This window comes from Mesorhizobium sp. B2-5-11 (assembly GCF_006440835.1).
In the GTDB taxonomy this organism is placed as follows: domain Bacteria; phylum Pseudomonadota; class Alphaproteobacteria; order Rhizobiales; family Rhizobiaceae; genus Mesorhizobium.
In genome coordinates, this window is the sequence record NZ_VFUK01000015.1 from 29019 (window position 1) to 42438 (window position 13420).

General features: G+C 63.0%; 12 protein-coding genes. 4 read left to right on the forward strand and 8 right to left on the reverse strand.

Annotation, left to right across the window (positions count from 1 at the left end; translation table 11 throughout):
* Window positions 1-42 precede the first annotated feature (42 nt).
* Window positions 43-951: a hydrogen peroxide-inducible genes activator gene (locus FJ490_RS29190; RefSeq protein ID WP_140498340.1), complete on the forward strand. Its 909-nt coding sequence runs from the start codon at window positions 43-45 to the stop codon at window positions 949-951.
* Between the two features lie 228 nt (window positions 952-1179).
* On the opposite strand, the gene FJ490_RS29195 is transcribed toward FJ490_RS29190, so the two are convergent.
* From FJ490_RS29195 to FJ490_RS29215, 5 genes are all read right to left on the reverse strand, one after another.
* Window positions 1180-1863, reverse strand: coding sequence for an SGNH/GDSL hydrolase family protein (locus tag FJ490_RS29195; protein ID WP_140498341.1), 684 nt, complete (start codon window positions 1861-1863; stop codon window positions 1180-1182).
* 88 nt (window positions 1864-1951) lie between these two features.
* Window positions 1952-2905 (reverse strand): ABC transporter permease, encoded by a 954-nt coding sequence (locus tag FJ490_RS29200; protein WP_140498342.1) that lies wholly within the window; start codon window positions 2903-2905, stop codon window positions 1952-1954.
* A 3-nt stretch (window positions 2906-2908) separates the two neighbouring features.
* A complete protein-coding gene (locus tag FJ490_RS29205) occupies window positions 2909-3871 on the reverse strand; it encodes an ABC transporter permease (RefSeq protein WP_140515064.1) in 963 nt (320 codons plus the stop codon).
* 9 nt (window positions 3872-3880) lie between these two features.
* Window positions 3881-5392 carry a sugar ABC transporter ATP-binding protein gene (locus FJ490_RS29210; RefSeq protein WP_140729342.1) on the reverse strand — a complete coding sequence of 504 codons (1512 nt, stop codon included), beginning with the start codon at window positions 5390-5392 and terminating at the stop codon, window positions 3881-3883.
* Window positions 5393-5460: 68 nt separating this feature from the next.
* Window positions 5461-6540: a substrate-binding domain-containing protein gene (locus FJ490_RS29215; protein ID WP_140729343.1), complete on the reverse strand. Its 1080-nt coding sequence runs from the start codon at window positions 6538-6540 to the stop codon at window positions 5461-5463.
* Between the two features lie 322 nt (window positions 6541-6862).
* On the opposite strand from FJ490_RS29215, the gene FJ490_RS29220 reads away from it, so the two are divergent.
* Window positions 6863-7513, forward strand: coding sequence for an SGNH/GDSL hydrolase family protein (locus FJ490_RS29220; RefSeq protein WP_140498346.1), 651 nt, complete (start codon window positions 6863-6865; stop codon window positions 7511-7513).
* A gap of 81 nt (window positions 7514-7594) precedes the next feature.
* The gene (locus FJ490_RS29225) at window positions 7595-8665 is read left to right on the forward strand and encodes an ROK family transcriptional regulator (RefSeq protein WP_224684945.1); all 1071 of its coding nucleotides are present in this window, start codon (window positions 7595-7597) and stop codon (window positions 8663-8665) included.
* Here FJ490_RS29225 and FJ490_RS29230 read toward each other — a convergent pair.
* Window positions 8659-9528, reverse strand: a complete 870-nt coding sequence (locus FJ490_RS29230; protein WP_224705541.1) for a class I SAM-dependent methyltransferase — start codon at window positions 9526-9528, stop codon at window positions 8659-8661. The genes FJ490_RS29225 and FJ490_RS29230 overlap by 7 nt on opposite strands.
* Window positions 9529-9736: 208 nt before the next feature.
* Here FJ490_RS29230 and FJ490_RS29235 point away from each other — a divergent pair, with 208 nt between their 5' ends.
* Window positions 9737-11290 carry an alpha/beta hydrolase gene (locus FJ490_RS29235; protein ID WP_140729344.1) on the forward strand — a complete coding sequence of 518 codons (1554 nt, stop codon included), beginning with the start codon at window positions 9737-9739 and terminating at the stop codon, window positions 11288-11290.
* 159 nt (window positions 11291-11449) lie between these two features.
* Here the strand turns inward: FJ490_RS29235 and FJ490_RS29240 are convergent, their stop codons facing one another.
* Both FJ490_RS29240 and FJ490_RS29245 read right to left on the reverse strand, forming a co-directional pair.
* Entirely contained in the window at window positions 11450-11908 is a 459-nt protein-coding gene (locus tag FJ490_RS29240; RefSeq protein WP_246672722.1) for a cytochrome c, read from the reverse strand.
* A 190-nt stretch (window positions 11909-12098) separates the two neighbouring features.
* Window positions 12099-13223, reverse strand: coding sequence for an acetylserotonin O-methyltransferase (locus FJ490_RS29245; RefSeq protein ID WP_246672720.1), 1125 nt, complete (start codon window positions 13221-13223; stop codon window positions 12099-12101).
* Window positions 13224-13420: the final 197 nt, after the last annotated feature.

The window sequence follows — 13420 nt, forward strand, 5'->3', positions numbered from 1 at the left end:
AAAACAAATTGCCTTTCCTGTTCCTTTCAATAGGATTTTCTTATGATAGGCCTAACCGTCCGCCAGATGCATTATTTCGACGCACTTGCGCAGACGCTGCATTTCGGGCGTGCGGCGAAACTTGCAGGCGTGAGCCAGCCGGCGCTGTCCTCGCAGATCGCGGAAATGGAGCAGCGGCTGAACTGCCGGCTGTTCGAACGCGGCGGCAAATCGGTGCGCATGACCGACGAGGCGGCAGCCCTTTTGCCGCGCATCGAACGCATCCTTTCCGACATACGCGAGGTCGAGACCATCGCCCGGCGTGGCCGCCCTGCCATGGGAGGGCGCTTCCGGCTGGGCATCATCCCGACCGTCGCGCCCTATCTTTTGCCGCGTGCGCTGCCCGAGCTGAAAATGCATTTCCCGGACTTGCTGCTCGAACTGCGCGAGGCGGTGACCGCCTCGCTCGTCGAGGACATCGCGTCGCAAAAGCTCGATGCCTTCATCGCCGCGCTTCCGCTCGACCATCCCGGCCTGGTGACCGAGGCTTTGTTCCCCGACCGGTTTTTCCTGGCCGTGCCGTCAGGCGATCCGGCTTTCGCCTCGCCGCCGGTGCCGCCTGAAAGCCCGGCGCTGGAAAGGCTGATGCTGCTGGAGGAGGGCCATTGCCTGCGCGAACAGGCACTGGCTGTCTGCGGCAATGTGCGGCCGGTGGCGATGGCAAGCTACGGCGCCACCAGCCTGACCACGCTCTTGCAGATGGTGGCGCACGGGCTCGGCGTGACGCTGATCCCGGAAATGGCCACGGGACCTGCCGGCACTATCCCCGATCTCAAGATCGTGCCGTTCCAGGAACCCATGCCGCAGCGCACGATCTGCTTTGCCTGGCGGCGCAACAGCACCTTGCACAATGAGTGCAGGGAGCTGGCGAAGATCATACGAGGATTGGCGGCGGCGGTGCAGGCGGTGTGAAGGACGAGGAGCCCAAGCTTACTATCGGCCCAGGCAAACCTCGAATGTGCGCCTGTTGAACGGCTTGAGTGGATAGCTCGTCTTCATAAAAGCAAGTGGGTCAAGTGCCACGGAACGTGTTGGGCAGAATTACGGAACCGGGCTCATCGTTGGGTCCATAATGTGTGTCACAAATGCGATATGTCTGCGATCCGGTCTGTATGTCGCAAGCCGGCGGGCGTTGCGACTTCAGGCGGCGGTGCTGGCGCGGCTTGGCTCAAGAATAGACTTGACCTTGTCGGCGACCGCGCGGCCGAGATCGGCGTTGTTGCCAGCGGTGAAATGGATGCCGTCGATACCGTCCGTGGTGACGAAATCGCCGGCATTCAGAAAGTCGATCTTCATGAAATCCGCCATCGCCTTGTACTGCCTGGCCAGCTCCCTGGATTTTTCGTGGCCGCCGCCGAACATGCCCTCGAACCAGGGATCGGGCATCGGGGTCAGCGGCGGCGGCGCGATGACCAGCGCCTTCGGAGCCGGATAAGGCGTGCCGATACCGCCGGCGCTCGTCAGGATCTGCCCGACCAGTTTCGCCATTCCGTTAGCGATCTCGTAGGGTGTCCGGCGAAAATAGGATTTCGTGTCATTGGTGCCCAGCATGACGATGACCAGATCCAGCGGCAGATGGCTGGCGATGGCAGAGGGCAGGTAATTGGCGCCGTTGAGGCGCGGGTCGTTGGGATCGTCGAGACAGGTCGTGCGCGCACTCAAACCTTCTTCGATGATGTGGTAGCCCGCTCCCAGCGCCGCCGCCATAACACCCGTCCAGCGCTGATCATAGGGGTAGCGGTAGGTCGGCGACCCTTCCTTGACCGGAACCCAGCCCCAGGTCAGCGAGTCGCCGTAGCACATGATATTTTTTGGCGGTGACATCCATGTTTCTCCATCTGTTTGCAGTTGTCTGAACGTGCAGATCTATCGATCCAGCCCTAACGCCGGTGCCGGCTTGCCTTGTTTCGATTCAGGAGGTTCGCACGCGCACTCCGTAGAAGATCGCCGCACCGAGGATGATGACGCCCTGGGCGATGAGCTTGCCGGGTTCGTCGATGCCGAGCACCGTCATCACGACGAACAAAAGCGCGAAGCACAGCGAGCCGAAGAAAGGTCCCCAGACGCCGCCGTCGCCGCGACCGAAGGCGACGCCGCCAAGGATTGTCGCCGCGACTGCCAGGATCGGCAGGTCGAGACCGACGCGCACGCTGCCGACGGCGATTGAACCTGTCTGTACCAGGGCCGCGATCGCCGCGATCAGGCCGGCGAGCGTATGCGCCAGGATGACCGTGCGCTGGACCGGCACGCCGGAAAAATGGGCGGCTTCGGCATTCTCGCCGACAGAGGCCACGTAACGACCAAACACTGTCTGCGACAGAAGCAGCCACACCGCGGCGGTCAGCATAATCCAGAACAGCACCGGCGTCGGAACCGACAGGAACTTCGTGTTGTAGAGGTCGTTGAACAGTTTCGGCACATCGCCGGGTGGATTGCCGCTCGACAGGAACTGCACCAGTCCGACCAGGATGATGCTGACGGCCAGCGTGACTATGACGGCCGACACCCGCCGGATGCCGATCATGAAGCCGTTGAACAGGCCAATGACGAGGCCCGTGGCGAGCGCCAGTACGACGAAGAAGGGCAGCGACGCGCCCGGGAAACTGCCCGACGAGATGAAATAGTTGATCAGCAGGATGATGCCGCCGCCGGAGAGGTCGATCGACTTCACGCGCATGACGACGAGCTGCCCCAGCACGAGAATGCCGAGCGGAACGATCTGCCTGATGAAGATGCCCATGATGTTGAGGTTGAGCATGTTCGGCCGTGCGACCCACAGCGTGGCCAGAAGCACGAGGAAGACAAAGTAGGACGGCGGTATGCGAAGCAGACGCCGGGCGATCGGGTTTGCGAGAACGGCAGTCATCGCTCAGAGCCCCATCTTCTTGCGGGATTGCAGCCCGACCACGGCCAAGAGAATGCCGCCCTTGATCGCCGTCTGGACAAAGGGCGAGACGTTGGCGAGGTTCATGCCATTGGCCAGCAGTGCCATCACAAGCGCGCCGATCACCGTGCCGTGCAGGCTGCCGATTCCGCCTGAAAGCTGGGTGCCTCCAAGTGCGACGGCGGTGACCGTGTCGAGTTCGAAAAGCAACCCGACATTTGGATCACCCGACACGATGCGCCCGGCCAGGAAGACACCGGCAACGGCCGCGAAACAGGAGCAGACCACATAGGCGAGGATGATGTTGCGGCGATCGGAGACGCCGAAATTGCGGGCAGCGCTTTCGGCCCCCGACGCGATGCCGCCGCCGATCGCAAACAGATGCAGGCCGTATCGCGATCCGTAGAGCAGCTTCCAAGCCAACAGCATCACGACGATTCCCCAAAAGACCGGATAAGGAATACCGAGGAAACTGCCTGAGACGGCAGCAATGACGATCTCCGGAACGGTGCCGCCGGAGACGGGACGCAAGATGCGCGTGATGCCAAGGACAATGTACTGCGTCGATAGCGTGGCGATGATTGGATGGACGTTGAAACGGGTGATCGCCAGGCCGTTGATCAGCCCGATGAATGCGGCCAGCACGAAGACCGCCGGGATCAGCACGATCGCCGGCTGGTCGAGCGCCAGCACCGCCGTCGTGAAACTGATGACCGAGCCGACCGACAGATCGAGCCCGCCGACGAGCACGACGACGAGTTGTCCGGCCGCCGCGATGACCAGCGGCATCGCCTGCGCAACCAGGTTGAAAAGGTTTTCGGCCGTTGCGAACTGCGTCGTCTGAACCGAGAGCCACAGCGAAATGAGCAAGGCAACCAACAATGGCAGACCCCATTGGCCCTGCCGTGTGTTCCGGCCACTCACGATGTTGGACAGGCTACGATACATGGAAGGCCCCTAGTGCCGGCGCGCCGAGCCGCCCGTCAGGGCCGCGTCGAGGATCTTGTGCTCCGTCGCCTGTGCTGCCGGCATTTCGGCCACGACTGTGTCGTGGTGGACGACATAGATGCGGTCGCAAAGCCCGATCAGCTCGATCGTCTCGCGCGACAGCACCAGCACCGCGCCACCCTTGCGGGTGAAGTCGCGCAGCAGATGGTAGATCTCGGACTTGGCGCCGATGTCGACGCCACGGGTCGGCTCTTCCACCAAGAGAAGATCGAGATCCGCGGCGAGGTAGCGGCCGAGCAGCACTTTTTGCTGATTGCCGCCCGACAGCGAACCGACCGGAGCGGACGGCCCTGTCGCCTTTATGTTCATGACATCCATCATGCGGGCGATGACGCTTCGATAGGGCCGCGCCGGCGCAAGTTCGCGTCGCCTCGAATGCAATCCGATGGCGATGTTGTGGGCGATCGGCAAAGCGAGAAAGAGCCCCTCCTCCTTGCGGTCCTCGGGGACGAAACCGACCTTCAGCTGCTGCAAATGGCGAACGCCTGATGATGTCGAGAGCGGCATGTCGAGCGTTTTGCCGCTAATGGAAATCGTCCCGCCAAAAGGATGGTAGCGGCCGATCAAGGAGCGCAGGAAGCGCTGCTGGCCCTGTCCCTCAACCCCGGCGAGGGCGACGATCTCGCCCTTGTGCAACGTCAGCGACAGAGGCTGCGATGTCTCGGTGATCCTGAGATTCTCGACGCGCAGGATTTCGCCGCCCCTGTCGCCCGTGCGATCTGGGAACAGGTCCTGGAGTTCGCGCCCGACCATCATGGCGATGAGTTCGTCTGTGGTGATCTCGGACACCGTTCTGGTGCCGACCAGTGCGCCGTCCTTCAGCACCGTCACAGTGTCGCACAGCTCGAAGATTTCCTCCATGCGATGCGAAATATAGACGATTGCCTTTCCCCTATCGCGCAGGCGGCGGATATTGCGGTTGAGCACATCGACATCGGCCGCGTTGAGCGCCGCTGTCGGCTCGTCGAGAATAAGCACGCCGGCGTCGGCCTGGATGCAATGCGCGATCTCGACGAATTGCCGCTCGGCAATGGTCAGGTTGGAAACGAGTTGCGAGGAGTCTAGCGTGAGACCGAGTTCGCCGAGTGCCTTGGCGGTTCGGCTGTTCATCGCGGAATAGTCGATCGAGCCGAACCGGTTCGTCGGCTCCCGGCCGAGAAACATGTTCTCGGCGATCGACAGATTAGGCAGCAGCGAGTGTTCCTGGAAAACGGTCGAGATGCCGGCATCGAGCGCGGCGCGCGGTGACTTCAGATCGAGCTTTTCCCCATTCATGAAGATCCCGCCGGAATCGGGCTGATACACGCCCGCCAGGATCTTCATCAAGGTCGATTTTCCGGCGCCGTTCTCGCCCATCAGGGCGTGAACGCTGCCGGCCTTCAGATCGAGGGAAACGGAGTGGAGCGCCTTGCTTCCCCCGAATGCCTTCGAAATGTGCGACATCTCGATAAGATTAGCCACTAAACCCTCGCTTCACCACTGGAAGGGCCCGCGGGGACGCTTGTCCACTCCCCGCCGGCCACGGCGTGTCACTTCTTGCCGTAATATTCCTTGAGCTTTTCTTCGGGGAGTTCGCTCGGCCACCAGACATTGGCCGTCAGGTCGTCGCGATAGTATTTCGCGGCCTTGTCCTTGTCCCAGCCATCAGGGTTGTAGACATAGCGCTTGTAGAGTTGCTTGCCCTCGAGCAGGGCTACAGCGGCGCGCACGCCGGCAGCACCCTGGGCCGGGCTGTATTCCGGAGAGATCGACTTGAATCCATCCGTGATCCACTGGCCGAAATAGCCATTGTTGCCCTCGCCCGAAATCGGCGGGATCGGCGTGCCGAACTGCTTGAAGACATCGACGCAGGCGCGCGTCATGTCGGCGCCGGACGACCAGATGCCGTCGACCTGCGGATTGTTCAGATAGAGCGTCTCGCACAGCTTCTTGGCCTTGTCATACTGCCAGTCGCCATGCTCCTCGGCGATGATCTGCACATGCGTGCCCTTGAGTGATTCCAGTAGCCCGTTGTAGCGGTTGGTGTCTTCCGGGTGGCCGGCAAGGCCGCGCAGGACCCAGATCTTGCCGTTGTCGCCAACGGTCTTCACCAGCCAGTCGCCCATCACCTTGCCGAAGTGCTCGGCTCCACCTTGGATTTCGGTGGTGTAGGCATCGGAATCGATGCGGCCGGTGTGAAGGATGACGGGGATGCCGGCGGCGACCGCCTTGGCAATGCTGGCGTTGGCGGACGTGCTGGTCACCGGCTGAACGATGATCGCGTCGACATGCTGGGCGATCAGATCCTCGATATCGGCTACCTGCTTCTTCTGATCGAAGCCGGCATCGAGCAGGATGAACTTCGAGATGCGCTTGTCCTTTGCCGCGGCATTTTCCGCCTCATGCGCGACCTGCACGGTCCAGGTGTTGGCGTTGACGCCGAAGTCGCTCATTCCGATCACCCAGGGGGGATCCTTCTTGAATGCGCCGGCCTCGGTCATGCGCGTGTCGTCGGGGCGCGGCGCGACGCCGTCCATCAGCTTGACATCTTCCGCGTGCGCCAGGGACGTTACGGCAAGCGCTGATACAACGAGCATCCCCAGCCCGACGGTTTTCAGCAATCCTAACATTGAACTCCTCCTTGTGGTTGCTCCGGCCGTACGGACGCGCACGAGCCGCGAGACGCTCTCCCGATGCATGCTTGTCGTCGCGAACCGACCTATGCACGCAATTCTCCCGCCCCCGAATACATGTGTGTCGAGGCCCAATTTCGGCTGGACAATGATGACGGTCGAGAACTCCTCCGGGCACTTTAGAAGCATAGTGGGTTTGACCTGTCAATAGTTAGTCATGTTGAATGACTATTCCGTTGCTTGCCTTTCGCCACTCCGCTATTCATCATGAAGAGCGCTCGTCCTGCACCGGCGCGCGGTCAGTCCCGGCGGGAAAATCATGCGATCAGTCTTGTGCTACGGCGACTCCAACACACACGGCCAGATCCCCGGCAAGGGGCCGCTCGAGCGCTATGGCCCGGCTGAGCGCTGGCCGGGGATACTGCGCGCTCAGCTAGGCCCCGACTGGTATGTCATCGAGGAAGGATTGAGCGGTCGAACCACCGTCCACGACGATCCGATCGAGGGGGCACACAAGAACGGTAGAACCTATCTCCGCCCCTGTCTGCAGAGCCATGCGACGCTCGACCTCGTCATCATCATGCTCGGCACCAATGACCTCAAGATCCGCTTCAACAAACCGCCGTCGGAAGTGGCTATGGGCATCGGCTGCCTTGTCTACGACATCAAGGAACTGGCGCCCGGTCCGGGCGGCACCACACCCGAAATCATGATCGTCGCACCGCCGCCGATGCAGGACGACGTCAAGGAGTGGAAGTCCATCTTCGCCGGCGCACCGGAGAAATCGCGGCTGCTGGCGCTCGAGTTCGAGGTGCTGGCGGATTCGCTCGAACTGCACTTTTTCGATGCCGGCTCGGTGGTGTCCTGCAGCGAAGCGGACGGATTTCACATCGATGCCGAAGCGCACAGACTGCTTGGCATCGCACTCGCCCGCGCGGTCGATGCGATCGGCTGGAGCCGCTCGACATGAGCAACCATACCGCCGCCCGGCAATGCGCTCTTACCGATGGGGCGACCCTTGCCTGACATGAGGTTTGCACCACCCAATCCCTTGCGCATCGCCGATCGTGCGAGCGGGCTGAACGCGTTGAGCGTGCGCAGCTACAACGAGCGTCTGGTGCTGTCGCTGCTGCTTCAGAACGAGGGCATATCGCGGATGGAAATCGGAGAGAAGACCGGTCTGTCGGCGCAGACGGCCTCGGTCATCGTCCGCTCCCTCGAACAGGAAGGGCTGGTCTCGCAGGGCGAGGCGCAGCGCGGCCGTGTCGGGCCCCCCACCATCCCGCTTTCACTCAACCCGGAAGGCGCCTACGCGGTCGGCGTCGGCTTCAGCCGGCGCAGGATCGACATCGCGCTCATCGACTTCATCGGCACCGTGCGCTTCCACACGCAGTTGCCCGCGGATGAAGCCAATCCGTTTCCGCAAAGCAGCGATTTGCTTGCGACGATCAGGCAAGCCATGACGAGCCTGCCGGTCGAGGCGCGCAGCCGGGTCGCGGGTATCGGGCTGGCCGTTCCCGATGAGGTCGACGCCATGGCTGCAACCGGCAACGGATCGAGCACGTCCCTGAAGGCTTTGCAAAGCGAGATCGAAGAGCAGATCAAGCTGCCGGTCTTCGTCCAGAACGACATCACCGCGGCGGCCGGCGGCGAGAGCATGTTCGGTGTCGCAAAGCCGCTGAACGACTATTTGTTCTTCTATCTCGGAGCTAGGCTGCAGAGCAGGCTCATCCTCAACCACCAGATCTATAAGGGAAACTCCAGTGCCAGCTTCGATCATGGCCTCATGCGCCTGGAAAGCGAACTGGCCATGCGCGGACGCTCGTCCGAAATCATCTGGAGCAGCAGCCCTGAGTGGCCTGATCTTGGAGAGGCCTACACCGAATGGCTGGGGGAATGCTCAAACCGCCTGAAAGCATCGATCTCGGCGCTGACCCAGTTTGTCGAGTTCAGGACGGTCCTCCTGTCCAGCTATGCGCCGCAGAAAATCGCCAAGGCCTTGTGCGCCGATATCGGCCGGGAATTTGCCGCTGTCCAAGCGTTGCCAGCGCGGGTGACCATCAGCCCGAAAGCCGTCGGCGCAGCCAGCCTGCCGTTCAGCTCGCGGTTTATGATTCAATGATCGGAACGCCGATAACAGAAGGGTTGCAAAGCCCCATCTGAGACGTGGATGCACCCGGTTTGAATGTCGGCTAACTCCGGTGCGAGAAGCTGTCCCTCACGCCATCTTCTGTGACCTCGCGCATCAGGAACGGGATGCCGACGACCGTCATCGGCAATTCCGCGCGGAAGCGGATGTGCGTGGGACCTCGTAATGCACGATCTGGCCTGGGGTGATGGCCCGTCACCCTGTCGGAGCACCGCGACGCCGGCGTAGTGGCTTCCCAATTGCCAGAAGGGCAGCGGGAACCGCCCGCGCTCCTCTTCAACGATGCGGAAGCCCGCCTCTCGGATCAAGTGCAGCGGTTGGCGGTTGAGATGACAGCCGCCGGCGATCTGTCCCCACGGCTTGTTCAGCCGCTCCTGCCATCTGCGGCCGCGCGGCCCCTCGGCCTGGCCGTGCTCGATGAAGATCAGCCGGCCCATAGGTTTCAATATGCGGCGGATCTCGGTCAGCGCCGCGTCAGGGTCGGGAATGGTGCAGAAGGCATAGGTGACGACGACCGTGTCGGCGAGGCCATCGATCAAGGGCAGCCTTTCGCCGCTGGCCCGGATGCAGTCGACGTCGAACGGCAGGGAACGGATCTTCGGTTCGGCCAGGCCAAGCATTGTGCCGTCGGGATCGATGCCGACCAGCCGCTCCACCCTGGCGGCGTCGTAATAGGGAAGGTTCAGGCCGGACCCGAAGCCGACTTCGACGACAATGCCCTGCGCCCGCGGGATCAGGCGCCTTCGCATGCGCGCGAACACGTTTGCCGAACAGCCGGCGTGGACGAGGTAGGGAGCAATGCAGCGTGCGTACCAGGAGAGACAGGATTGGCACATGTCTCAGCCTCCTTTCCCTGCGTTCTTGACGCCGATGGGAACGCCACCCCCGGCAATGGCCTCGGACGTGCAATGCTGGCTGAGAGTATTGACCGGTGACATTTCTCGCTCCAAGGAGTCTCCTGATCGGGCCCGATCGGCCCGACGTCGTGGGATGGATAGAAGGCCGGCGTCCCCTGAACGTCCCCGCTCGGCCGCGTACGGGTCGATGGAAAGATTGGAGTTCCGACTTCTGGGGTTTCCGGAGTTCCGTCTGAACGGGCAGCCGGTGGAGCTCGCCTTGCGCAAGGCGGCCGCGCTCCTCATCTATGTCGCCGAGGCCGGCGGGCCCGTGGCGCGCGAGGTCGCCGCCACGCTTCTGTGGCCCGAAACCGACGAAGAAGCCGCACGAGCACGCCTTCGGCGCACACTGCATAAAATTCGCATCGCGTTCGGCACGGAGGTCATCGCCGCCACGGGGGCATCCCTCAGCCTACACCCGGCGCTTTTCGTCGAGCTCGACTCCAAGATTTTCGAGCATGCCTGCAATGTCGGCCCGCTCGACGAGGCGGCCGACATCTATAAGGGCGACTATCTCGGCGGCTTCTCACTCCCGGATTGTCCGGAATTCGACGAATGGGTCTTTTTCAGGCGCGAGGCCTTGCGTAGCCGACTGGTGCAGACGCTGGAGCGTACCATCGAAGCGAAGATCGCCGGCGGCGAACCACGCAGCGGGGTGGTGCATGCGACGCGCCTGGCGGCACTCGACCCCTTGAGCGAAAGTGCGCACCGTCACCTGATCCGCGCCCACCTGGCGGCCGGGGACAGGGCGGCAGCCGAGCGCCAGGCCGAAAGCTGTGTCCGGCTGTTACGAGACGAACTCGGCGTAGCGCCGGACCCGGCCACGCTTGCCCTGGTGCGGGAGCCAACTCAAGATGTCACTTTGGACGTGCCCAGGACGCGCTACGTCGAAGTAGACGGCATCCATCTCGCCTATCAGATCGTCGGCAGCGGACCGACGGACATCGTGCTTGTTCCCGGCTTCATTTCGCATGTCGAGCGTATCTGGGAAGACAGACGCTGCCGCGCCTGGATATCAGCGGTTTCGCGCTTCGGCCGCCTGATCCTGTTCGACCGGCGCGGCATGGGACTTTCCGACCGTGTCGGCGTGCGCCCCACAGTCAAAGCGACAGCGCAGGATATTCTGGCAGTCATGAACGCGGCCGGCAGCAGCCGGGCCTTGCTCATCGGCGCCTCGGAAGGCGGGCCGGGTTGTGCCCGTTTCGCCATCGATCATCCGGATCGGCTTATCGGCCTTGTCCTGTGGGGTTCGCTCGCGAAAGGCAGCCGCGCGTCGGACTATCCCTTCGCCTTGACCGCCGCGCAATACGATCTGTGGAAGCAGCGGCTGATCGCCGGCTGGGGCGGCCCGGCGGAAATCGAGACCTTCGCCCCCAGCCTCTCCGGAGACCGCCAGGCGGAGACCTGGTGGGCGGGATTGCTCAGGGCAGCCTCCAGCCCCGGCGCGGTCGCGGGTCTGCTCGAAGCCCTGCGTGATACCGATGTCCGTTCCCTGCTCGCAAAGGTCTCCGTCCCGACGGTTGTCCTGCACCGGTCCGGCGACCGCGCCGTGCGCGTCGAGGCGGGGCGGCTCCTGGCCGCCGGGATCCCGGGCGCGCGGTTCATCGAGGTCGCCGGTGACGACCACTGGTTTTGGGTCGGCGACCAACAGCCGCTGCTCGACAGCATCAGCAGCATCAGCGCGCTTGCACGAAGCAGCTGATGCGCGATTGCGGCGTCAGCCGCCGTCAGTTCCGCGTGTGGAAATGGCTGTGGGACTGACCGCGAATGGCGAGGCCGGCGCGGATGCCATTTTGGTCATGCTCCGGGATGACGCCGGGCGGCGTCGAGCACGACGTCCGGTGGAAGGCCGGTTTTCGGCCTATTTCGGTGCAGCGGCAGCGGTTCCGCCCGGCGGTATGATCCGCATCATGGATGTCGACACCGTGTCGCCAGGCTTGAACGGGACCGGGACCTTGTTGCTTACCGGCTTCACGCTTTGCAGGAACGCCGCGATCGCCATGGCATCGTCCGCTGTGAGATGCGCAAAAGCAGGCCAGGGCATAATCGGCGCCAAAGTGCGGCCGTCCGGCCGCTGGCCAGTCTGGATCGCAGCGACGATCTGCTCCGGGGTCCAGCTGCCGATGCCGGTCTCCTTGTCGGGTGTGATGTTTCGACCGGGAAAGACACCGACGCCAGGTATCTCAAAGCCCACATCCGAGCCGCCAAGAAAACGCGACATATCGGGTTTGCCGAAGAAGTAGCCGGGCGTGTGGCAGTCGTTGCAGCCGGCGATCGTGACCAGGTACTCGCCACGCGCGACCTGTGCATCGTCGGCCATGGCGGCGTATGATGGAAGGACGACGACCGAGGCCGTGAGCAATGCGAGACGAACTGACGCTGGAAACATGGTTTTCTCCCTTGGTTGTTCTTGGCTTCTCCTACAACCTTTGTCGTGCTCCCGTCGGGGGCTGCCGTTACGCAGCTCGCCCAGCCGATTGCGGCGCACCTGATCCGCTCCACGTTGCGCCTTACGGTTTGCGGCCGATCACGGCGCCGTTCGCGGCGGGAGCATCGAACCAGACCGTCTCGACGTGCCTGAATCCGGCTTCCTCGAGCCACGCCGAATACTCGGCCGGGGTGTAGTTTCGTCCTTCCGTCTCGATCAGCATGTTAAGGCTCATCAGCGCGGCCGGCGCCGGGCCGGTCTTTTCATCATTGACGAGAAGCTCGCTGATGACGACCGCGCCGCCGCTTGGCAAAGCCTCGAAGGATCGGCGCAGCAGGGCGCGGTTCTTCGCCTCGTCCCAATCGTGCATGATCATCGACAGGAGATGCACGTCGTGATCCCCGGGAAGCTGTTCGAAGAAATTGCCGTCCGCGGTCTCGATGCGGTCGGTCAAGCCGGCCTCGGCGATCTTTCCCGCGGCGATCGCGGCCACATGCGGCAAGTCGAACACGGTCGCACGCAGCGCCCCATATTGTTTGCAAAGCTCGATGTCGTACGCGCCCGATCCGCCGCCGATGTCCAGGAGGCGGCGGAAATGACTGAGATCCACGGCTTCGCCGAGCTTGCGCGCGGTCATCGTGGAAAGCGAATGCATCGCCTCCCAGAAAAGCGCCAGCATCGTAGGATCCTCGCCCTCGAACATCGAGGATTGCACTGCCGGATCCCATGTGGTTGGCCGGTTCGTGCGCAGCGCCTCTGCAAGCCTTCCCCAGCCCGCATAGAGTCGCTTGTCGGCCATCTGCACGAAGCCACCGAAGTAATACGGCTTACCCTTCACGAGATAAGTTTCGCTTAAGGGCGTGTTGCGATAGCGGCCGTCCGTTTTCTCCAGGAGCCCAAGTGCAGCGCAGCCGGTCAACAGCATCTCGGCCGGTCGTTGATGCAGGCCGAGCGCTTCCGCCAAACCGGCAACCGTGATGGCGGCGCCGCTCGCAAGGCGGCTGAAGAGGTCCAACTCGTGCGCGGCGGCCAGAGTCTTGAAGGCCCAGAAACCGGTCGAAAGCGCCATCAGTGGGACAGCGGAAGGAAGCTCTTGCTGGGTGACGATTGGTCGGTCGGCCGCGCGCAGCCCTGTCTCGCCCGGGATCGAACCGGGCTGGTGGGCAAGTGTTGTCGTGCGCGTAGCAGAGCGCTGATGGTTGGGCATGGCACTCTCCCCAAATGTTGACGATTGGTCCGCAGCTTCCGAGCCGCGCGGTGATCTCGACGGCGCGGGTTTCGAAAATGCCGCCGATCGAATGGTCCACCAGCACGCGGCGGCGGCCTTGTGCTCGCAAGGCCGCGCCGATGGCGCGCAATAGGGTCAGCCCTGGCGACCGGCGTAGGATCGGCCCCGTGGTCCGG

Bases quoted from the DNA above. Each gene is read 5' to 3' on its own strand.
- FJ490_RS29190 (WP_140498340.1), top strand. From the start codon at position 43: ATGATAGGCCTAACCGTCCGCCAGATGCATTATTTCGACGCACTTGCG.
- FJ490_RS29195 (WP_140498341.1), bottom strand. From the start codon at position 1,863: ATGTCACCGCCAAAAAATATCATGTGCTACGGCGACTCGCTGACCTGG.
- FJ490_RS29200 (WP_140498342.1), bottom strand. From the start codon at position 2,905: ATGACTGCCGTTCTCGCAAACCCGATCGCCCGGCGTCTGCTTCGCATA.
- FJ490_RS29205 (WP_140515064.1), bottom strand. From the start codon at position 3,871: ATGTATCGTAGCCTGTCCAACATCGTGAGTGGCCGGAACACACGGCAG.
- FJ490_RS29215 (WP_140729343.1), bottom strand. From the start codon at position 6,540: ATGTTAGGATTGCTGAAAACCGTCGGGCTGGGGATGCTCGTTGTATCA.
- FJ490_RS29220 (WP_140498346.1), top strand. From the start codon at position 6,863: ATGCGATCAGTCTTGTGCTACGGCGACTCCAACACACACGGCCAGATC.
- FJ490_RS29230 (WP_224705541.1), bottom strand. From the start codon at position 9,528: ATGTGCCAATCCTGTCTCTCCTGGTACGCACGCTGCATTGCTCCCTAC.
- FJ490_RS29235 (WP_140729344.1), top strand. From the start codon at position 9,737: ATGGAAAGATTGGAGTTCCGACTTCTGGGGTTTCCGGAGTTCCGTCTG.
- FJ490_RS29240 (WP_246672722.1), bottom strand. From the start codon at position 11,908: ATGGCCGACGATGCACAGGTCGCGCGTGGCGAGTACCTGGTCACGATC.
- FJ490_RS29245 (WP_246672720.1), bottom strand. From the start codon at position 13,223: ATGCCCAACCATCAGCGCTCTGCTACGCGCACGACAACACTTGCCCAC.